This window comes from Winogradskyella schleiferi (assembly GCF_013394655.1).
Taxonomy (GTDB): domain Bacteria; phylum Bacteroidota; class Bacteroidia; order Flavobacteriales; family Flavobacteriaceae; genus Winogradskyella; species Winogradskyella schleiferi.
On record NZ_CP053351.1, the window covers coordinates 631,127 to 652,889 of the forward strand.

Annotated in this window: 20 protein-coding genes; 11 read left to right on the forward strand and 9 right to left on the reverse strand. The window is 35.4% G+C overall.

What is annotated here, in order from left to right; translation table 11 throughout:
• Positions 1-271 precede the first annotated feature (271 nt).
• Positions 272-1,276, forward strand: a complete 1,005-nt coding sequence (locus tag HM990_RS02725; protein WP_178987468.1) for a LacI family DNA-binding transcriptional regulator — start codon at positions 272-274, stop codon at positions 1,274-1,276.
• Between the two features lie 70 nt (positions 1,277-1,346).
• Here HM990_RS02725 and HM990_RS02730 read toward each other — a convergent pair whose 3' ends face one another.
• Positions 1,347-1,769 carry a hypothetical protein gene (locus HM990_RS02730; RefSeq protein ID WP_178987469.1) on the reverse strand — a complete coding sequence of 141 codons (423 nt, stop codon included), beginning with the start codon at positions 1,767-1,769 and terminating at the stop codon, positions 1,347-1,349.
• A gap of 207 nt (positions 1,770-1,976) precedes the next feature.
• Here HM990_RS02730 and HM990_RS02735 point away from each other — a divergent pair, with 207 nt between their 5' ends.
• The 3 genes from HM990_RS02735 to HM990_RS02745 are packed head-to-tail and all read left to right on the forward strand — an operon-like array spanning position 1,977 to position 5,225.
• Entirely contained in the window at positions 1,977-3,299 is a 1,323-nt protein-coding gene (locus HM990_RS02735) for a M20/M25/M40 family metallo-hydrolase (RefSeq protein WP_178987470.1), read from the forward strand.
• Positions 3,300-3,314: 15 nt separating this feature from the next.
• The gene (locus HM990_RS02740) at positions 3,315-4,595 is read left to right on the forward strand and encodes a T9SS type A sorting domain-containing protein (protein WP_178987471.1); all 1,281 of its coding nucleotides are present in this window, start codon (positions 3,315-3,317) and stop codon (positions 4,593-4,595) included.
• 27 nt (positions 4,596-4,622) lie between these two features.
• Positions 4,623-5,225, forward strand: coding sequence for an alpha-ketoglutarate-dependent dioxygenase AlkB family protein (locus HM990_RS02745; protein WP_178987472.1), 603 nt, complete (start codon positions 4,623-4,625; stop codon positions 5,223-5,225).
• A 38-nt stretch (positions 5,226-5,263) separates the two neighbouring features.
• On the opposite strand, the gene HM990_RS02750 is transcribed toward HM990_RS02745, so the two are convergent.
• Positions 5,264-6,502 (reverse strand): 3-deoxy-D-manno-octulosonic acid transferase, encoded by a 1,239-nt coding sequence (locus tag HM990_RS02750; RefSeq protein ID WP_178987473.1) that lies wholly within the window; start codon positions 6,500-6,502, stop codon positions 5,264-5,266.
• 125 nt (positions 6,503-6,627) lie between these two features.
• Between HM990_RS02750 and HM990_RS02755 the strand changes: the two genes are divergently transcribed.
• From HM990_RS02755 to HM990_RS02770, 4 genes are all read left to right on the forward strand, one after another.
• Positions 6,628-7,788 (forward strand): DegT/DnrJ/EryC1/StrS family aminotransferase, encoded by a 1,161-nt coding sequence (locus HM990_RS02755; protein WP_178987474.1) that lies wholly within the window; start codon positions 6,628-6,630, stop codon positions 7,786-7,788.
• A 5-nt stretch (positions 7,789-7,793) separates the two neighbouring features.
• A complete protein-coding gene (gene galE / locus HM990_RS02760) occupies positions 7,794-8,813 on the forward strand; it encodes a UDP-glucose 4-epimerase GalE (RefSeq protein WP_178987475.1) in 1,020 nt (339 codons plus the stop codon).
• 15 nt (positions 8,814-8,828) lie between these two features.
• A complete protein-coding gene (locus tag HM990_RS02765) occupies positions 8,829-10,106 on the forward strand; it encodes a metal-dependent hydrolase family protein (RefSeq protein ID WP_394351741.1) in 1,278 nt (425 codons plus the stop codon).
• A gap of 188 nt (positions 10,107-10,294) precedes the next feature.
• The gene (locus HM990_RS02770) at positions 10,295-10,486 is read left to right on the forward strand and encodes a hypothetical protein (protein ID WP_178987476.1); all 192 of its coding nucleotides are present in this window, start codon (positions 10,295-10,297) and stop codon (positions 10,484-10,486) included.
• Here the strand turns inward: HM990_RS02770 and lspA are convergent.
• From lspA to HM990_RS02790, 4 genes are all read right to left on the reverse strand, one after another.
• Complete coding sequence (gene lspA, locus HM990_RS02775) at positions 10,483-10,992, reverse strand: signal peptidase II (protein ID WP_178987477.1); 510 nt, start codon at positions 10,990-10,992, stop codon at positions 10,483-10,485. The two genes, HM990_RS02770 and lspA, sit on opposite strands and share 4 nt — an antisense overlap.
• A gap of 12 nt (positions 10,993-11,004) precedes the next feature.
• Positions 11,005-11,898 carry an ACP S-malonyltransferase gene (gene fabD, locus HM990_RS02780; protein ID WP_178987478.1) on the reverse strand — a complete coding sequence of 298 codons (894 nt, stop codon included), beginning with the start codon at positions 11,896-11,898 and terminating at the stop codon, positions 11,005-11,007.
• Positions 11,899-11,931: 33 nt separating this feature from the next.
• Complete coding sequence (locus HM990_RS02785) at positions 11,932-12,489, reverse strand: sugar O-acetyltransferase (RefSeq protein WP_178987479.1); 558 nt, start codon at positions 12,487-12,489, stop codon at positions 11,932-11,934.
• A 111-nt stretch (positions 12,490-12,600) separates the two neighbouring features.
• Positions 12,601-14,154 (reverse strand): NAD(P)/FAD-dependent oxidoreductase, encoded by a 1,554-nt coding sequence (locus HM990_RS02790; protein ID WP_178987480.1) that lies wholly within the window; start codon positions 14,152-14,154, stop codon positions 12,601-12,603.
• Between the two features lie 448 nt (positions 14,155-14,602).
• On the opposite strand from HM990_RS02790, the gene HM990_RS02795 reads away from it, so the two are divergent.
• Positions 14,603-15,871 carry an MgtC/SapB family protein gene (locus HM990_RS02795; RefSeq protein ID WP_178987481.1) on the forward strand — a complete coding sequence of 423 codons (1,269 nt, stop codon included), beginning with the start codon at positions 14,603-14,605 and terminating at the stop codon, positions 15,869-15,871.
• 9 nt (positions 15,872-15,880) lie between these two features.
• Positions 15,881-16,879 carry an App1 family protein gene (locus tag HM990_RS02800; protein ID WP_178987482.1) on the forward strand — a complete coding sequence of 333 codons (999 nt, stop codon included), beginning with the start codon at positions 15,881-15,883 and terminating at the stop codon, positions 16,877-16,879.
• Positions 16,880-16,885: 6 nt separating this feature from the next.
• On the opposite strand, the gene ppk1 is transcribed toward HM990_RS02800, so the two are convergent.
• The 3 genes from ppk1 to HM990_RS02815 form a co-directional block, all read right to left on the reverse strand.
• Positions 16,886-18,913 carry a polyphosphate kinase 1 gene (gene ppk1, locus HM990_RS02805; RefSeq protein ID WP_178987483.1) on the reverse strand — a complete coding sequence of 676 codons (2,028 nt, stop codon included), beginning with the start codon at positions 18,911-18,913 and terminating at the stop codon, positions 16,886-16,888.
• A gap of 167 nt (positions 18,914-19,080) precedes the next feature.
• A complete protein-coding gene (locus tag HM990_RS02810) occupies positions 19,081-19,695 on the reverse strand; it encodes a deoxynucleoside kinase (RefSeq protein ID WP_178987484.1) in 615 nt (204 codons plus the stop codon).
• 3 nt (positions 19,696-19,698) lie between these two features.
• Complete coding sequence (locus HM990_RS02815; RefSeq protein WP_178987485.1) at positions 19,699-20,493, reverse strand: hypothetical protein; 795 nt, start codon at positions 20,491-20,493, stop codon at positions 19,699-19,701.
• 319 nt (positions 20,494-20,812) lie between these two features.
• Here HM990_RS02815 and HM990_RS02820 point away from each other — a divergent pair, with 319 nt between their 5' ends.
• Positions 20,813-21,733 (forward strand): GLPGLI family protein, encoded by a 921-nt coding sequence (locus HM990_RS02820; RefSeq protein WP_178987486.1) that lies wholly within the window; start codon positions 20,813-20,815, stop codon positions 21,731-21,733.
• Positions 21,734-21,763: the final 30 nt, after the last annotated feature.

Genomic DNA, 21,763 nt, shown 5'->3' on the forward strand with positions numbered 1-21,763 from the left:
GTTTCTTTATGAAATAGAACATCAACTAAAGCGATGCCTAATTTTATATATTAAAGGTGAACTTTTTGTATATGTTTGCGTAAAGGGAACCTGTAAAATGCAACTTACAGATAAAAAAAAACGCTTTAGAATAAATCTTGAAGTAATTCAATTAATTAATAACGTATTTTCAAAAAGAGTATATTTGAAACTACCTTTTATTCTGATTCCGTATAAATTTTTTGCGAATTGAAAAAGTTTAAACGAGCTCAGAATTTAAAATAGAACGACTATGACAACACTAAAAGAATTATCAAAGCTATTAAACCTCTCTATTTCGACAGTGTCAAAAGCATTAAACGATAGTCATGAGATTAGTGACAATACTAAAAAACGTGTGAATGAGTTGGCAGAAAAGCTCAACTATAAACCCAATAGAATAGCACAACAGCTTAAAACCAATAAATCTAAAACGATTGGTGTTATTCTCCCAACGGTTACCAATCCATTCTTTGCTGAGGTACTACATGGAATTGAAATGGCGGCAACAAACAGTGATTACGACATTATTGTTTGCCTTTCAAATGAAACCTTGCATAAAGAAAAACGAAGCCTAGAGTTATTATCTAATGGAAGTGTTGACGGTTTCATAATGGCAGTAGCAAGGGAAAGTCAAGTAAAAAAAGAAACCGACCATATAAAGTTTGCCATAAAAAGCAAACTACCCGTTTTAATGTTCGATCGCGTAGTCAATGATATTGAATGTAATAAAGTGATTGTAGATGATTTTCAGTCCGTTTATGAAGCTACAGAGCATCTCATAGTAAATGAAAAAAGAAAGAATATTTTATTAGTCAGTAATATTGAAGAATTGAGCGTTGGCAAACTAAGAATTGAAGGGTATTCCAAAGCGTTGAAGAATCATAAATTAAAACCTAAAATTCTAAAATTGGATAATGCAATTGATGTCGAAGTTGAAAGTAAAATATACAATTATTTAAGGGAAAATAAATCCATAGATGCCATTTTGTCCATAGATCACCTTACGGGAATTGTAGCGATAAACATGGCGAAAAAATTAGGTAAAAACATTCCTAAAGATTTATCAGTAGTTGGCTTTGGCTATGAACATACACAACTATTATCGAGTCCTAAAATCTCAATTATTCACCAAAAAGCACATAAAATAGGTGAAATGTCCACCAAATTATTGATTGATAATATTATGGATGAAGATCTAGAGTTGCAGACGATTGTTGTGCCTAGTGAGCTAAAATTGAGTGAGTCTGTCAAGTAAATCTCAAAATTAAGCATAAAAAAAAGCCTGATTTTCATCAGACTTTTTCTACATTTTATAATCTTAGTTATTACAAACCTTTAACTTTGTTAGCTGCATCATTTCCTGCTTTCTTAACATCGTCAACAGCTTTGTCAGCAGCATCCTTAGCGTTATTTCCAACGTCTTTCGCTTTCTCAACAGCATTATTTGCGGCATCTTTCACATCGTTGGCAGCGTTTTCAACGCCATCTACAGCATTATCAACAGCATCACCTGTGGCATTCTTTGCATCCTCAACAGCATCTTCTGATGCTTCCATAGCATCATCAACTGCATTTTCTAAATTTTCTGCAGCATCTTCAACTGCATCACCGGCTTCTTCCAAAGCATCTTCAGAAGCGTCAGCAGCATTTTCCATAGCATCTTCTGTCTTGTCTGCGGTCTCTCTACAGGATGTAAATGATAATCCCATTACAGCAACAAGTGCTAAACTTAATACAACTCTTTTCATTTTAATAGTTTTAGTGTTAATTTTTGTTAATGCACGAAAATAGTAATTTCAATGAAATTTTAACATAATTTATGCATTTATTCGTCGCACATCTCTGCTATATACGTTTTTATAGAGCGGTTTGGACTATATGTATATACATTTATTTCATTTTTTAATTGTTATATTGAAATTATCTTTACCAAGATTAACTTTAAATTAAATTAAATGATATTCCTTAAACCCAAGTATAAAAATCTATTCCTAGTATTGATGGTAAGCTTTTCGAGTTGGAGTTTTTCCCAAAACGATAAAGCAGAACGAAAGATTTTAAAAGCCGTAGATAAGTATTCTGAAAGCGCCATTGAACTGATCAAAAAATCAGTTAACATCAATAGTGGTACCATGAATTTTGAGGGTGTTCAGGAAGTTGGAGGCTTGTTTAAAAAAGAGCTCGATAAATTGGGTTTTGAAACCAAATTGACAAATGGTGAAGCTTATGGCAGGGCAGGCCATTTAATTGCCAAAAGAAAGGGAAGAAAAGGTCCAAAATTTTTATTGATAGGTCATTTGGATACGGTTTTTGAGCTCGGAAGCCCATTACAGGAATACACCATGCAGAATGATTCCATTATGAAAGGGCCTGGCGTTGCTGATATGAAAGGTGGTGATGTCATCATTATTTTAGCGATGCAAGCGTTAAACGACGCAGGACTTTTAGATGAGATGTCCATTGAAATCGTAATGACTGGTGATGAAGAAAAAAGTGGCAGACCGTTAGAGTTATCAAAAAAAGATTTAATTGATGCGGCAAAACGTTCAGATATTGCTTTAGGTTTTGAAAATGGTGATAACAATCCAAAAACGATTGTGGTTTCTCGACGAGGTTCAACAGATTGGGTATTGAAAGTGACAGGAAATCCTGCACATTCCTCTCAAATATTTACTGAAGATATTGGCGTAGGCGCCATTTATGAAACCTCGAGAATATTAAACGAATTCTACTTACAACTGGCGAAAGAAAATGATTTAACTTTTAATCCTGGATTTATTATTGGAGGCACAACTTTAAAACCAGACGAAGATGGAACTGGTGGACACGCTATTGGAAAAACTAACGTCGTATCACAAGAGACCATTGTTCGTGGTGATTTAAGAGCGGTGTCATTAAATCAGTTGACTAAGGCAAAGGAGATAATGAAAAAGATTGTTTCAGAAAATTACCCAAAAACAAAAGCAGAACTTACGTTTTCATCAGGCGGTTATCCACCTTTATCATTATCAGAAGGCAATACAAAATTATTAGGTTATTACAATACGGTAAGCGAAGATTTAGGTTTTGGTGCGGTAACTGCTGTAAACCCTAGAAATGCTGGCGCTGCGGATATTTCATTTACTTCAGAATATGTGGAAATGGCGATAGACGGTTTAGGACTCACAGGTGGTGGTGGAGATCACACCATTAATGAATCGGGAAACCTGAATACTGTGGCAACGCAAGCCAAAATCACCGCAGTTTTAATGTATAGATTAGTGAATTCAAAATTATAAATGTTCAACAGGAATATGAAAAGAATTACCTTATTAGGCTTACTGAGTTTGCAAATCTGTTTTGCTCAAAACTATACAGAATATCAAACGGGAAGCACAACAGATATTTCAACTGACCACCAGCAAGGTGTTTGTTTAATGGGTGGAGCTACAGAACAGCATGATGCCATGATTTGGTTTTTAAATAAAGCCAGTGGAGGTGATGTCGTTGTTCTTAGAACATCAGGAAGCGATGGTTATAACGATTATTTCTATACGGATTTGGGCGTAACGGTCAATTCGGTAACCACTTTTGTGATTCATAATTCTGCTGGAGCTAATGATCCTTATGTTCTTGAGAAAGTGGCCAATGCGGAAGCGATATGGTTTGCAGGCGGCGATCAGTACGACTATGTCAGTTATTTTAAGGATATTGCCATGGAAGATGCCCTTAACAATTATGTGAATTCTAAACAAGGCGTTATTGGAGGAACTAGCGCAGGATTAGCAATTTTAGGCGGTTCTTATTTTACAGCACAAAATGGAACCGTAACAAATGCACAGGCTTTAAACGACCCTTATCATTCAAGAATGACGCTTGGTTATAATGATTTTTTGAGTATTCCCTATTTGAATAATGTCATCACGGATTCACATTACGATGATCCAGATAGAAGAGCAAGACATAGCGTTATGTTAGCCAGAATAGCAACAGATAATACAACACGTTCGTTCGGAATTGCTTGCAATGAATACACAGCAGTTTGCGTTGAGCCAGATGGAAAAGCCTATGTTTATGGTGAATATCCAGCATATGATGAGTTTGCGTATTTCTTACAAGCCAATTGTGCCTCAGATTTTCAACCAGAAACTTGTGTTTCAGGTTCGCCCTTAACTTGGGATAGAAATGGAGAAGCTATCAAAGTTTACAAAGTTCCAGGAACAGAAAGTGGCGTTAATTATTTCGATTTGTCCGATTGGGAAACAGGCAGTGGTGGTGATTGGAGAGATTGGTCTATTGATAACGGTGTTTTTACTTCAGTTGAAAGTATAAACCCTGAATGTTCATCATTAACTGTTACGGAGAATAGCTTATCGAAAATTCGTTTTTTTCCAAATCCATTTGTTGAAAGCATTCAGATTGAATCTGAAGTAGCGTTTAATTCTGTTCATCTCATGGATGTTTTAGGAAATTCAATTTCTGTGAAATTACAATCGGATAATACAATCAATATGTCTTCATTGAGTACTGGAGTCTATTTTTTACGTTTGAAAAGTGATATGATGATTCAGGTTTTTAGCCTAGTTAAGAAATAGAAAAGTAATGTTGAAATTATTTTAAAAATGGACTTATTTAATTCAGAAATAGGATCTAACCTTTTACCGTTTGATGGCGAAGTAAACTATTATGGTCCGATAATGTCTATTGAAAGAGCACAAGATTATTACGAGAAATTACTGCAAGACATCAATTGGGAAAACGATAAAGCCATCATTTTCGGGAAACTGATCATCACAAAACGAAAAGTAGCTTGGTATGGTGATCAGCCATTTGATTACACGTATTCGAAAACTACAAAATCTGCTTTACCCTGGAATAAGGAGCTTCTGGAACTCAAAGAACTGGTAGAACAAAAATCAGATGAAACATTTAATTCATGTTTACTCAATTTATACAATAGTGGAGAAGAAGGTATGTCTTGGCATAGTGATGGCGAAAAGGATTTGAAAAAAAATGGAGCCATTGCTTCCTTGAGTTTTGGAGCCGAACGAAAATTTTCCTTTAAACATAGAGATACCAAGCAAAATGTTTCTGTTTTACTAGAAAGAGGAAGTTTATTGGTTATGAAAGCAGAAACACAAGCTCATTGGCTACATCGTTTGCCACCCACCAAAAAAGTGAACACACCTAGAATAAATTTAACGTTTCGAACAATAGCATCTTAACTTAAGGAACGCTTGGTTCTTCATTTTTAATTAAAAAACTATACTTTTATATAATCCAAAATCTTAAGAACGGCTCCTGTATTGGATTCAATAAATGATTTAGTTACCTCGCCTTGTTGTTTTCTTAAAACTTCGTCTTTAATAAATGCCTGTAAAGTTGAATTAACAGCTGATGAACTCGCCAAACTAGTAACGCCACCTAATTCAATAAGCGACTTAGCTTCAGGAAATTTTCCATAGTTTTTTCCAATCAAAATCGGAACACCAAAAACGGCAGGTTCTAATATATTATGCAATCCAGTTGAACCAGCTGCGCCACCAACATAAGCAATATCAGCATAACTATAAACTTTACTTAAATAACCAATGGTGTCCAAGATAAACACCTTATAAGTTGATAAGTTTTCATTTCTAGTTAATTCCGAATAACAAATAGTTTTTTCGTTCAATTGCGATTTAAGCGAAGTCACATAATTCGATTTTATGTTGTGTGGTGCAATCACAAATTTTACATCAGGATTTGAATTGGTATTAATAAAATCAAGATATAATTTATCATCCTCTGGCCAAGTGCTTCCGAAGACCACACATAACTTTTGGTCTTTAAATTTTTCAATAAAAGAGACAGAATTATCAATTTTTAATTGATTTGAAACCCGATCAAATCGTGTGTCACCCGAAACGGAAACCGAATTGTAATTGACGCTTTCAAGTAAATTTTTAGAGTTGTCATCTTGTGTAAAAATATGATTGAAGCCAAACAAAGCCGACTTTGCATAGCTTCCATACCAATTAAAAAAAGCTTGGTCTTTTCTAAAAACGGCCGAAATCAAAATCGCTTTTAAATCACGTTTTTTTATTTCATGTAAAAAATTTGGCCAAATTTCATATTTCACAAACAGAATATAATCTGGATTCACAAGATCTAGAAACTGTTTGGCATTTGATGATGTATCCAAAGGAAGGTAAACTACAACATCGGCGATTTTCGCGTTTTTCCGAACCTCATAACCAGAAGGTGAAAAAAAGGAAAGCACCACTTTATGTTCAGGATGCTTAATTTTTAAGGCTTCAAAAACAGGTAAGCCTTGCTCATATTCGCCCAAAGACGCGCAATGGAACCAAAAGGTTTTATCATTTGGATTAATGGTATTTTCAAGTTTTGAAAAAGTGTTTTTTCTGCCTACGACGCCTTGCTTCAATTTAGAATTGAATAAAGCCACAATTTTTATAACAAAACTGGCGATGTAAATTCCTATGGAATAGAGTCCTTTCAAAAACAAAGATTTGTGCTAAAATACAGTTCTTTCAATTAATTGTATTGTCCTAGCCATTACAATTTCGTATTTTCGCTACAGTTGAAAGTTTAATTAAATAGATTCCCATTTTAATGGGCATTACGATGAAAAAAATTCAAATGGTTGACCTACAGAGTCAATACGCAAAAATAAAAGATGTTGTAGATCCTTCAATTGCAGAAGTGATGGAAAATGCAGCATTTATTAATGGACCTAAAGTGCATCAATTTCAAAAAAATCTTGAAGATTATTTAGGGGTTAGAAATGTAATTCCATGTGCCAATGGAACAGATGCTTTGCAAATCGCTATGATGGGTTTAGACTTAAAACCTGGAGATGAAGTCATTACGGCAGATTTTACATTTGCGGCCACTGTTGAGGTCATAGCTTTGCTGCAATTAACGCCTGTTTTAGTAGATGTCGATCCTGTAACCTTCAACATCGATGTTGAGGCCATAAAAAAAGCGCTTACGCCTAAAACTAAAGCGATAGTACCCGTTCATTTATTTGGTTTACCGGCAGAAATGGACGAGATTATGGCATTGGCAAAAGCGCACGATTTGTTTGTTATTGAAGATAATGCGCAAGCTATTGGAGCCAATTATACACATAAAGACGGCAGTAAAACTAAAGCAGGCGTCATAGGTCATGTCGCTTCGACTTCTTTTTTTCCGTCTAAAAACTTAGGTTGTTATGGCGATGGAGGTGCTATTTTTACTAACGATGATGACTTGGCCCATAAAATTAGAGGGATTGTAAATCATGGGATGTACGAGCGTTACCATCATGATGTTGTGGGCGTAAATTCACGATTGGATTCTATTCAAGCAGCCGTATTAGATGCAAAATTACCACATTTAGATCAGTACAATGCTGCTAGAAGACATACTGCAAGAAAATATAATGAAGCGTTTAAGAATCACCCGAATATTACTATTCCATCAGGTAGAGATGTTTGCCAAGGTATTTGCGATACATGCGATTGTCACGTATTTCATCAATATACTTTAAACTTAAAAGATGTCGATCGTGATGCATTGGTGTCGCATTTACAAGAAAAAAATGTGCCTTGTGGCGTGTATTATCCAATTCCATTGCACAGACAAAAAGCGTATTCGGATGACCGCTACAATGAAGCTGATTTTACGGTTACAAATGAATTGGTGAATTCTGTAATTTCTTTACCAATGCATACAGAACTTGATGATGAGCAAATTGATTTTATCACTTCTACGGTTTTAAATTTTATAAATTCAAATAAATAATCTAAATGAAAATATTGGTTACGGGAGGTTTAGGCTTTATTGGGTCGCATACCGTTGTAGAATTACAAAACGAAGGCTTTGAAGTCGTAATTATAGATAATCTGTCTAATTCTTCAATAGAGGTTTTAGACGGTATCACCGCCATCACAAATAAAAAGCCTCATTTTGAAAAGTTGGATTTAAGGGTGAAACAGGACGTTCAAGATTTTTTTAAGCGCCATAATGATATTGTGGGAGTCATCCATTTTGCAGCGAGTAAAGCCGTTGGTGAAAGCGTTGCAGAACCATTGATGTATTATGAAAACAACATCACAACATTGGTGTATTTGCTGCAGGAATTAAGGGGTTTGAACAAAAAGAATTTTATTTTCAGTTCCTCTTGTACCGTTTATGGACAAGCCGATGAGTTACCAATAACCGAAAATGCGCCTGTAAAACCTGCAGAATCACCTTATGGAAATACCAAGCAGATTGGTGAAGAAATCATTAGGGATACCTGTAGGGTTAATGGCGATGTTAGAGCTATTGCCCTACGATATTTTAATCCAATCGGAGCTCATCCTTCAACAGAAATAGGAGAGTTGCCCATTGGAGTGCCTCAAAATTTAGTGCCTTTCATTACACAAACTGGAATTGGTATGCGAGAGCAACTGTCTGTTTTTGGCGGAGATTATCCAACATCAGATGGAACATGTGTTAGAGATTATATTCACGTGGTGGATTTAGCAAAAGCGCATGTTGTCGCTTTACAGCGTTTGGTATCAGGCAAAAATGATTCTAATTTTGAATTTTTTAATCTCGGAACAGGGACAGGAAGTACGGTCTTGGAAGCCATTCAATCCTTTGAACGCGTTTCGGGAAAAGCTTTGAATTACAAAATTGTGGATAGAAGAGAAGGCGATATCACTGCAGCTTATGCGGAAACTTCAAAAGCGAATAATGTGTTAGGCTGGAAAACGGAATTGACCTTAGATGATGCCATGGATTCTGCTTGGAAATGGGAGCAGAAAATTAGAACTAAATAACTAAATAAAATATCCGTGAAAACTTTACTCAGAATTTTAGTAATGCTATGTGCCATAACACTAACAGCACAAAATACGTATCTACATTGCGGAAAATTAATTGACACCAAATCGGGCAAAGTTTTAAAAGAGAAAACCATCGTGGTCTCTGGCAATAGAATTATTTCGCTTGACAACGGTTATATCAACCCAACCAATACGGAAGACATTACTGTTGATCTAAAGTCTAAAACCGTAATGCCAGGTTTAATAGATATGCATGTACATATTGAAGGCGAAACCAGTCCGAAATCTTATCTCAATAAATACACACTAAACGATGCTGATGTTGCCTTTAATTCGGTAAAATATGCCAAAATCACTTTAATGAGTGGCTTTACAACCGTTAGGGATTTGGGAGGTTCTGGAGTTAATGTGGCTTTGAGAAATGCTATTAATGCTGGCACAATTGAAGGTCCAAGAATATTTACTGCTGAAAAAGCACTAGCAACAACAGGAGGACACGCAGACCCAACCAATGGGTCTAAAAGAAGTATTATGGGGAATCCTGGTCCAAAGGAAGGTGTGGTCAATGGCGTAGAGGATGCGAAAAAAGCAGTAAGACAACGCTATAAAAATGGAGCAGATTTAATTAAAATCACTGCAACAGGAGGTGTTTTGAGTGTCGCAAAAAGTGGACAAAACCCGCAATTTACAGTCGAAGAAATAAAAGCTATTTGCGAAACAGCAAAAGATTACGATTTTCATGTCGCTGCCCATGCCCATGGTGATGAAGGAATGCAACGTGCTATTTTAGGAGGCGTAAAAACTATTGAGCATGGTACTTTAATGAGTGCCGAAACCATGGAGTTAATGAAAAAACACGATGTCTATTTAGTGCCAACTATAACCGCTGGAAAGTTTGTTTCCGACAAAGCAAAGGTTTCAGGTTATTATCCGGAAATCATAGTACCTAAAGCGTTGGATATTGGTCCTAAAATTCAAGGAATGTTTGGCAGAGCTTATAAAGCAGGTGTTGGAATTGCCTTTGGAACTGATGCTGCGGTTTTCTATCATGGCGACAATGGAAAGGAATTTGGTTACATGGTTGAAGCTGGGATGCCCGAAATGGAAGCTATTCAAAGTGCAACTATTACCAATGCTATGCTATTGAAAATGGAAGACAAAATTGGGCAAATTAAACCTGAGTTTATTGCTGATATTATAGCCGTAAAGGACGACCCAACGGCTTCAATTTCTACCATGGAAAATGTCACTTTTGTAATGAAAGATGGTGTTATCTATAAAAAATAATGAAAATTTAGCGAATATTCAATTATTGTATATTTAACTATTAGCGAAAATGTTGCGAATATGTTAAAATTTTTAAGTTTTGATTTTCAATATGATAATACTAAAACGAGTTAACTAGGTTTTAACGTGGATATTTTGGGTTTGGTCACCATTCTTTGTTTTTTTGTATGGAATGATAATTGACTATTATGAAATTGATTAGTATTAAAAGAGAGACTAAAACTGAAGGGCGTTTTACTAAAAAAATGGGTGCATTGCAAACAAATGTCACCTATATCAAAAAGCAATTTTTAAGTTTTCCATATAAAACACTTCACAAGTATAGAGAAACCTATTACGGCGAAGTTAAAGATTGCGAAGATTGCCAATTGGCACGTTAAGATTCCTGTACTACTTCTTTAGATTTCTTGTTGTTAAATAGTCCACTGAATAATAACATTACCATTCCTGTGGTTACTGAAAGGTCAGCAACATTAAAGATACCTGTTCTAAATACGCCTCCTAAGTCTATAAAAAAGAAATCGGTAACTTGTCCAAAAACAATACGGTCAAATACATTGGCTATACCTCCTCCTACGATGCAGCAAAATGCAACAAGGCTTAAACGATCTAATTCTTTGTTTTTTATGATGTAGTAAATCACATAGCCTAAAACAATGGTCGGTAATATTAACAAAAATATTAATCTCAAGGTCGGATTCATATCACTTCCCATACCTAAGAATGCACCTTTATTCTCCACCCATATTAATTGGAAATAGTCTTTTATAACATTAATTTGTCCTTTTCCGCCTTTAACCATAGTAGATCTAACGATTACTTTAGAAATTTGATCAATAGCAATGTTAAATATGATAAGTAGCGTGATAAATAGATTTCTATTCAAATCAGGTAAGATTTAGGCGTTAGTTTCAAAAGTGGCTGAAGCTGTTTCTGCGTCTCTATGTATTTTCTTAACTAAACCTTGTAAAACATTTCCAGGTCCAACTTCGGTAAAATGAGATGCACCGTCAGCAACCATTTGTTGCACGGATTGTGTCCAGCGTACAGGAGCAGTTAGTTGTGAAATTAAATTGGCTTTAATTTCATTTTCATCTGTAATTGCAGAAGCTGTAACGTTCTGGTATATCGGACAATTTGGTTTACTAAATGTTGTATTTTCAATAGCAGCAGCTAATTCCTCGCGCGCAGGTTCCATTAATGGTGAGTGAAATGCGCCTCCAACAGGCAATACCAAAGCGCGTCTGGCACCAGCATCTTTTAAAGATTCACAGGCTTTATTGATAGCCTCAACTTCTCCTGAAATTACTAATTGACCAGGACAGTTATAATTGGCTGCAACCACAACACCTTCAGTTGTACTGCATACTTTCTCGACAATATCATCAGCTAAGCCTAAAACCGCAGCCATAGTACTCGGTTGCAGTTCACAAGCTTTTTGCATGGCTTGTGCGCGTTGTGATACTAGTTTAAGACCATCTTCAAAAGTTAAGGCACCAGCAGCTACTAATGCAGAGAATTCTCCAAGGGAATGTCCTGCAACCATATCGGGTTTAAAACTTTCTCCAAGTGTTTTTGCTAAAATTACCGAATGTAAAAAGATAGCAGGTTGCGTCACCTTCGTTTCTTTTAAATCTTCAGCAGAACCTTCAAACATAATGTCAGTAATAGGAAAGCCTAAAATGTCGTTGGCTTTTTCAAATAGCTCTTGTGCTAAAGGCGAATTTTCGTAAAGGTCTAATCCCATTCCTGAGAATTGAGCACCTTGACCTGGAAATATATATGCGTTCATTTATGGTTTAGTTTTATGATGCAAAAATAACAATTAATTATTTATCGTTTTGATGATTTTCGCAAGATTTCCAGCGATTAAAACATCATCAGGAAAGTCTTTTGTAACCACTGCTCCAGCACCAACCACGACATTGTTGCCTAGTGATACGCCAGGACATAGCGTTGCATTGCCTCCAACCCAAACGTTATTTCCAATTGAAATAGGTTTTGAAAACTCCTTTCCGCTATTCCTTGCTTTATATTCTAAAGGGTGTGTGGCCGTATAAATTTGAACATTGGGCCCAAACATACAATTGTCGCCAATAGATACCAATGTGTCGTCTAAAATGCAACAACCGTAATTGATATAACAATTTTTACCGACGATGATATTATAACCATAATCGCAGAAAAAAAGAGGTTCAATTATAGAACCCTCTCCAAGTTTACCAATGAGATTATTTATTAATTTATGGCGTTCACCTTTATCTAATTCAGATAATGAATTAAACTTCTGAAATAAAAGTTGCGCTTCTTGTCGCTCTTTTAATAATTGCGGATCTGAAGCTAAATATAACTCGCCAGCAATCATTTTTTCTTTTTCGGTCATATTTTTATGCTATTTTTTAGCACTACTTACTTTACACGCTGTAATGCCAACTGCTTACTTTTCCCCTTAAGGGAAATGTCCGAAGGACAAAGGGGACTGCGACTGAAAACGCTAAGAACAAGCCGCCTCAGCACAACGCTCTCCATCCATAGCCGCAGAAACAATGCCACCAGCATAGCCACCGCCTTCACCACAAGGAAATAAGTTAGTGATTTCAGGATGCTCTAAAGTTTCTGTTCTCGGAATATTTACAGGCGAAGATGTTCGAGATTCTACACCTATGATATTAGCTTCCTCGGTGTAATACCCTTTCATTTTTTCGCCAAAAGCCTTAAACCCTTTTCTTAGCGGTGCTCCAATTATTTTAGGTAATAAGGAATGTAACGGAGCCGATTTTAAACCGGGTTGATATGACGTGTCATTTAAACTTGAGGACAATTTACCTTCAACAAAATCCGTCAAACGTTGTGCTGGTGCAGATTGACGCCTTCCTCCAGAAGTAAAAGCTAAGCGTTCTAAGTCTTTTTGATATTCTAAAGCTTTTAAGGCACCAAAATGTTCATATTTATATAAATCTTTTTCGGCATTGATTTCAGTAACAATTCCAGAATTAGCGAATTTATTATTTCGTTTGGATGGCGACATGCCATTTACAACCACTTCTCCATTTGCGGTTGCCGCAGGCACTATAAACCCGCCAGGACACATACAAAAGGAATACACTCCTCTGTTATTGATTTGCTCAACTAAACTATAGGATGCTGCTGGTAATAATTCATCTCGTGGCTCACCCTCACAATGGTATTGAATCCCATCGATTATGTCTTGAGGATGTTCTACTCGAACTCCCATCGCAAAAGACTTGGCTTCGAGCTTAATCTTTTTATCATTCAATAAATAGAATACATCTCTTGCGGAATGCCCTGTGGCCAAAATTACTTTTTCAACATCGAGTTCATTTTCATCTTGAAGCTGAATGGCAACAATTTTATTATTCTTAATAGTAAAATCTGTAACACGAGTTTCAAAATGAACTTCACCACCATATTTCAAAATGGTTTCCCTAATATTCTGAACGACTTTTGGTAATTTATTAGTGCCAATATGTGGATGCGCATCGACTAAAATCTGGTCTGTGGCGCCGTGGAAAACCAAATTCTCAAAAATCCGTCTAACATCACCTCGTTTTAAACTTCGGGTGTAAAGCTTACCATCAGAATACGTTCCAGCACCTCCTTCGCCAAAACAATAGTTGGAATCTTCGTTAACAATATGGTCTTGATTGATCGCTTTTAAATCTCGTCGTCGGTCTTTTACATTTTTACCGCGTTCTAGAACAATCGGTTTAAAACCCAATTCAATACAACGTAAAGCGGCATACATACCAGCAGGCCCAAATCCTATGATATGAATCGGCTTACCGTTTGACACATCTTTATAATCAAAATGATATTCTGAAGTTTCAGGTATGGGTTCATTGATATAAACTTCAACTTTGTAATTAAACATTATAGTTTGCTTACGTGCATCAATTGATTTCCTTAAAACTTTTATTCCAGAAATTTCAGACGTTTTTACGCCCAAATCATGAGCCGCTTTTTTTAACAAACCATCTGTTTGTCTTTCTTGCTGAAGATTGATCCGTATCTGAAAGCTTTTTATCATGTTGCGAAATTAATTATAATTATCAGCGGATTAAAGGTCTTGAAATAAAATTTAAACAAAATGATAAATTACATGACAAAAACAAAAGCAAATAAATTTTTGCCACGAATACACGAATCTTAGTTTGTGATAGACTTTCAGTCTATAGAATATTGGAACAGACCATAGGTCTGTTTTCATTTGTGACATAGATTGTCATTTTTGTTTTAATATAAATTAGTGAATTCGTGTATTCGTGGCAAAATTCATAGAGGTTAAAACGAAGTACTTTATCATAAATCCCCAATCAATACATCCGAAACGAAATTATGAACACGAATTCCTTTCCCTTCGGGAATTTGAAAATTTACCATACCAATAATCTTTATCATGTACTAAAACAAAATGAGTTCACTTTTAATGCTTTTAAGATATGCGTGTTTTGAACTTTTCTGTATATTTATTTCCTATGAATTACGACGATTTATCCACTTTAGGTATCGCTTTTGGATTGGGCTTGTTAGTTGGCTTGCAACGTGAGACACCCAAAAGTGATATGGCTGGTGTAAGAACCTTTACGCTCATTACGGTTCTGGGTGTAATGGCTGGTTTTTTGTCTAGAGCTTATGATAATCCTTTTATTCTTCCTGTTTTAGGACTTTCCATTGCTGCATTCTTAATGATAGCAAATATGATTAAGAATAAAAACAAGAATGATGCTGACGTTGGTCAAACCACCGAAGTTGCCGCGTTATTAATGTTTGCTGTTGGTGCTTATTTGGTTGAAGGCAGTCAAATTATTGCGGTCATTATTGGAGCGTCTATTGCTATTTTATTGCATATCAAGGAGCATCTTCATGACTTTATTGAAAAATTAAAACCAAAGGATTTATCTGCGATAATGACCTTAGCAGGTATTGCCTTAGTGGTTTTGCCGATTCTTCCCGACGAAAATTTTGGGCCTTACAACGTGATCAATCCAAGAAATATTTGGCTCATGATAACCTTGATTGTGGGAATTAGTGTTTTTGGTTATTTTATTTATAAATTATTCGGGAAAAAAGTAGGTGTTATATCCAATGGAATTTTGGGCGGTTTAATAAGTAGTACGGCCACTACTGTAAGTTATGCGCGTAAAACAGCTGACGCAGCTAGTATAAGTAAATTGGCGGTTTTTGTGATTACCACGGCTTCAGCAGTATCTTTTATTAGGGTTTTGTTTGAAGTAGGTGTTGTTATCCCAAACCACTTAAATGTTATAGCTGTTCCCATTGGCGCTGTAATTGTAATCATGGCTCTTACCTGTGTGGTGTTGTTTTACTTCATCAATAAAGATGAGTCAGCAGTAGAGGAAATGCCAGAGCCCAAAAATCCTGCGCAGTTCAAAAGCGCCTTGATTTTTGGATTATTATATGGAATCATATTACTAGCTGTGGCCTTTACTAAAGAAAAATTTGGAAATAATGCACTCTATATCGTAGCAATTGTGAGCGGATTAACAGATGTTGATGCCATTACCTTATCTTTATCGCAATTAATAAAAGAAGGTTCGCTAAAAGCGAATTTTGGCTGGAAATTAATATTATTAGCCGGTTTATCCAATATGCTGTTCAAAGGTATTATGGCCATTGTATTGGGAGCCAAACAGCTTATAAAATGGATTGTAATTTCGTTCGGAATCATAATCGCTTCAGGTTTATTGATTATGTGGCTTTGGCCAGACACTTGGTATTTCTAATTTTAAAATATGTTCAAAAAAGACCCCTTACAAATTATTGCCTTTCAGGGTTATGGTACGGATTCACATTTTTATGCGCGTGGAAGGGCCTTAGAAGACGAATCTATTGATTTGGAAGCCCAGAAAATATGGCACTTGGCTATAAATACTTGGAAACGTTTTGAAACGGATGAAATTAAACATGTGGCTATTAATATTAAACTTCCAAACAACACCGTATTAAAGGGGACCACAGACCATAACGGCTATTACAAAGTGGAAGCAAATCTGGAAAACTTAGAGGCATTGACAAACGATGAAGGTTGGTTGCCATTTGAATTGTCTTATAGCGATGTCAATATTAAACGAACCATTCAAAATGACAATCGATTTCCTGGTGAAATATTGATTCCATCCACCAAAGCTAAATTTGGAGTGGCAAGTGATATTGACGATACTATTTTACATACAGGCGTTGTTTCTACTTTAAAATGGAAAGTCATTTATAATTCCATATTTAAACATGCCAAAAATAGAAGTCCTTTAGAAGGTGCTGCGGATTTTTATCACAGATTACACCGAGGAGCTTCTGGTAAAAACGCGAATCCCATTTTTTACGTCAGTCATAGCCCTTGGAATTTATACCGCTATTTAGAACTTTTTTTAAAACAAAATAACTTTCCAAAAGGTCCGATTTTATTACGAAGCTTAAGTAATTTTTTAAAAAAGAAACCACAAGATGAAAAACCTCAAAAGCAAAAAGAGATTCTTAATCTTTTAAAAACATATCCAAAATTGCCATTTATACTTATTGGCGATAGTGGAGAACACGATCCTGATATTTACATTGAAATTGCAGAGGAATTTCCCGATCGGATTTTGGCCATTTATTTACGCAGCGTCAAACATAAAAAGAGAATGTTACGGGTTAAAGGTATTGTAGAAAATTACAAAACAACGCCAATTTTGCTTGTGGAAAGTAGCAAGCAAGCCATTTCGCATGCTAGAGAAAATGGGTTTGTTAAATAGAAAGAACTAAGCGCCTGAATTTTTAAAATAATCATAAGTGGCATATTGTGCCCTTACTTTCTCTTTAGAATTCTCAACGTAAGCATTCTGTTGTTTAGCATCTATTAGTCTAGCTTTAACATTGTCTGATAATTGGATATCGATTAATTGTCGTAACGTTTTATGGATATCTTCATCCAAAATAGGCGCCAGAACCTCTATACGATGACTTAAATTCCGTGTCATCCAGTCCGCCGAGCCGATATACATTTTTTCGTCTCCACCATTCCCAAAAATATAAACACGTCCATGTTCTAAGAATCTATCTAATATACTGATGACTCTAATATGTTCACTTTGATTCTTTATGCCTGGCACCAAACTACATATGCCTCTTACTATTAATTTTATTATCACACCAGCATTATTGGCCTTATAGAGCAAATTTATCATGGATTCATCTTGGAGACTGTTCATTTTTAATATAATGTAAGCTTCCTTTCCTTCTCTGGCATTTTCAATTTCCTTATTTACTAAATTTTCCAAGGTTATTCTAGTAGTAAATGGCGATACCAAAAGGCGTTTCGTTTTAGGGACAATGGTAACACGTTGCAGAACCATAAACACTTTTTTAAGGTCTTTGGTAATTTTTTTATGTGCTGTCATTAACCCAAAATCAGTATAGAGTTTAGCTGTTTTTTCGTTAAAATTTCCTGTGCTAATATAGGCGTAACGTTTTGTTTTGCCCTCAACTTGGCGTTCTATATAGAGTATTTTGGAATGGACTTTAATATCTGGATAACTATAGATTACAGTAGCTCCATTTTTTTCAAAAATAGTTCCCCATTTAATATTGTTTTGTTCATCAAAGCGTGCTTTTACTTCAATAAAAACAATAACTTCCTTACCGTTTTTGGCAGCTTTGGCAATAGCCGTATTTAGACGTGATGTTTCTGCAAGTCTGTACAATGTCATTTTAATGGTGGTAACAGAAGGATCTTCTGCAGCTGTTTCTACCAAATTTATAACAGGTTCAAATTCCTGATATGGATAGTGTAGCAATTGATCTTTTTGGTCAATGGTATCAAAAATAGACTTCGACTGAGATAAAACTGGATGTGGAACCGGCGTAAATTCCTTGAAATTTAAATCTTTTTCTGTAGGATTTGGAAATGAAAAGAAATCCTTAAAATTGTGATGTCTGCCTCCTAGCACCAAATCGGCATTGTAAATATCTAAGGCCTTCTTTAGTACGTTCTGAAAATCTTCGGGCATCCGCTTATCGATCAAAACACGCGTTGGTTGCCCTTTGTCTCGTTTTGGTAGAGATTCCTTAATCTTTTTCATTAAATCACCAGAGAATTCGTCTTCGATATACAATTCGGCATCACGAGATATTTTAAGCGCATAATACCGCACATCATCATCCTTATGGCGCTTACCTAGGCCATATTTTAAAATATCATCAATAAAAGTGATGTAGTGTTTTCCATTTTCTGAGGGAAATGAAAAAAAACGAGGTTCACTTTCTGGAATTTTGACCAGTTGAAGTGTGTCGCCAGTTAGGGTGGTTAGATATGAGGCTTCATTTTCTACAAAAATAGAATCTGGTTGCGTGTGATAGGTCGTTTCAAGATTAAGAAGTGGTTTTAAAGTCTTTTCAAAATAAGCATTGGCAATCTCTTCTTGCATCATAGAAAACTCGTGGTAATCAATAAGGTATATACCTTCTTTTTTAAGGTCGGGAATGATTTCATTTTTAAAGATTTTGCCAAATTCTTCCTGTTGTAGGTGTACTTGTACTTTTATTTCTTTTAAAACTTTATTGGGCTTTGTTATGAGTTTTTTTCGCAGTTTTTTGTCAATGGATTTTATTTGCCTGATATCAGACACTCTAACCCTAAAAAACTCATCGAGATTAGAAGAGAATATGGCTAGAAACTTAATGCGTTCATATAAAGGATTGCGCTTATCGTTTACTTCTTGTAACACACGATGGTTAAAACGTAACCACGATAAATCACGATGATATAATTTCGAATTGTATAATTTCATTTATTTATGCTTATTGTTTTTTCAATGGTCATACTTCGATTTCGCTCAGTACAGGCATGGTGAATCCATATAACCAATCCCATAACCGTCAAAAACTAGTTATGGATAATTCATGGTCGCAAAAATAAGTGTATAAAATTGAAAATATGTTAGGTAAAAGCTAAGGTTTAGAACAGACCGTTGATTTGTGCATCAATTCTATTGATGATATCTCCCAAGTCCTCTGGATTGGCAACAAAATCGAGATTATCTACATCAATAATCAATAAATTACCCTTGTCGTAAGTAGAAATCCAAGCTTCGTAACGTTCGTTTAGTCGGCTTAAATAATCAATGCTAATGGTGTTTTCATAATCACGGCCTCTTTTATGGATTTGAGCGACTAAATTAGGAATAGAACTGCGTAAGTAAATCAATAAATCCGGTCCTTTTACAAAAGATTCCATTAACTGAAATAAGGATGAATAATTCTCAAAATCGCGATTGGTCATTAATCCCATGGCATGCAGGTTCGGCGCAAAAATATGAGCATCTTCATAGATAGTTCTATCTTGAATGATATCTTTTCCACTATCGTGAATTTGGTTTACCTGGCGGAATCTGCTGTTTAAGAAATAGACCTGTAAATTGAAGCTCCAACGTTCCATTTGGTTGTAGAAATCATCTAAATAGGGATTGTCAACAACGTCTTCCAATTGTGCTTCCCACTTAAAGTGTTTGGCCAGTAATTTTGTGAGCGTCGTTTTTCCAGCTCCTATATTTCCTGCAACAGCAACATGCATAATCTATTCTATTTTTAGTTGGTAATGGCGTAGTAATTTTTCGTCGTAAATATACACCGATTCATTGGTTACCAAAAACTGATTTATTAACATTTTTGGATGTTCAATAGGTTGAATTTTAGATTCGTTCTTCTCTAAAATATAGAGTTTATCAGGGGATTTTAGAAGTAAATGTGCTTTATTAAAAGCCAAACTTTCATAGTCTTTGTTTTTTAGTTTTTGAAGTAAACTGCCAAAATAATTATAGACATAAAGATAATTTTCGGTCAGTAAGTAGCAATAATTATAGTCGCTTTTCAAATCCAATACCTGAGACTGAACTGGCATTGTTTTCAGTTTTATTTTTCTGGATTTATAATCGTAAAGTTCCAAATGCTGAAAATCTTGGTTGAAAAGCCACAATGTATTGTCATAACCTGAAGACACAAAAGATACATTTTTATAGGGTTGTACGATATTAAAGTCAATTTTTGAAATTTCAGCCAAGCGATTATCTAAAATCACAACCGTATTAAAATCTTTATAAAACAAATTTATTTTTAAGGGATTAAATATGTTTGCAGATGTGATGTCTCCCAATTGAAAATTAGCATAGGTAATAATGGTATCCTTTGTTTTTTTATGAAAGGAATTGTTTTCGGTAGCGTAATAAAGGGTTCCGAAGGTATCAATTCCAAAAACGGCCTTAGCATCAATTTTTATGGAATCTTTTAAAGTTGCTGAAATGTAGCGTTGGGTGTTTTCTTGTGAAAAGCATAAAGAACTAAAAAAAAGAAACAAATAAACTAGCTTTTGCATGATTTCGGGGAAATATGCATGAAAAATACGAAAATTGTAACACAGACTATTCTTTGACCTCGAATTAATTAATTTTCTTATTGTATTTAGTTGGTTTGAGTTCCTTGTAAAGTTTATGTTTTAAAATTTGTTCCCTTTCTCGCAATCAATTACTATCAATAGAATTGTTGTAGTTGTGATTTTTTGGATTTATGAAAACGTGATTGATAGCCTTAACACAAGTTTAACAGGTTAGGCGTTAACTTTTCTTGTTTTATGCAGTCTTACAAGATGTAAGATTAACTAAATTCGTTACTGAATTTAAAGAAGCACACAAAAGATGAAGACATTACCTCTAAAAATCATATTGTTTTTTACGATACTTTTTGCAAGTCTCAACGTTTTTGCACAAGATTTCCAAGGAAAAGCCTACTACCAATCCAAAACTACCATGGATTTAGATGAGTTCGGTGGACGCGATATGAATCCGGAGCGTAAAAAGCAAATCATGGAACGTATGAAAAGCTTTTTGGAAAAAGAATATATCCTAACGTTTACACAAGCCGAATCCATATACAAAGAAGATGAAAAGTTAGAAGCACCAGGCGGTCGAGGATGGTCTGGAGGCTTTGGAGCGAGTTTTGCTGCAGGACCAAAATACAAGAATGTAAAAACGAAAGAAGTTATCCAGGATCAAGAGTTTTTTGGAAAGCAGTTTTTAATTAAAGACGACCTTAAAAATCTAGAATGGAAAATGGGAACTGAAACCAAGAAAATAGGTCAATATACATGCTTTAAAGCTACGGCAACTAAAGAAGTTGACAAATTAGACTGGAGAGGTATGCGAAGACGAGGAAGGGATAAGGATAAAGAAGACGACAAGAAGGAAGATAAAACAGCAAAAGATAGTATTCAATCTGGAGATGTGGCGCTTTCTGAATCTGATGATCCTATGAGCGAAATAGAAGTACCAAAAACCATTGAAGTGGTGGCATGGTACACACCCCAGATTCCAGTAAATCAAGGTCCAGATGATTTTTGGGGTTTACCTGGTTTAATTTTAGAAGTCAATGCGGACAGAACTACCATTCTATGTACCAAGATTATCCTGAATCCTGCTGACAAGGAAACTATAGAAAAACCTGAAAAAGGAGAAGAAGTAACGCAAGAAGAATACAATGAGATTATCACCAAAAAAATGGAAGAAATGCGCGAAATGTATGGTGGACGCGGAGGTAGAGGCGGTCGTGGAAGAAATTAAATTACATATTCCAAGAACTATATTCCAAAA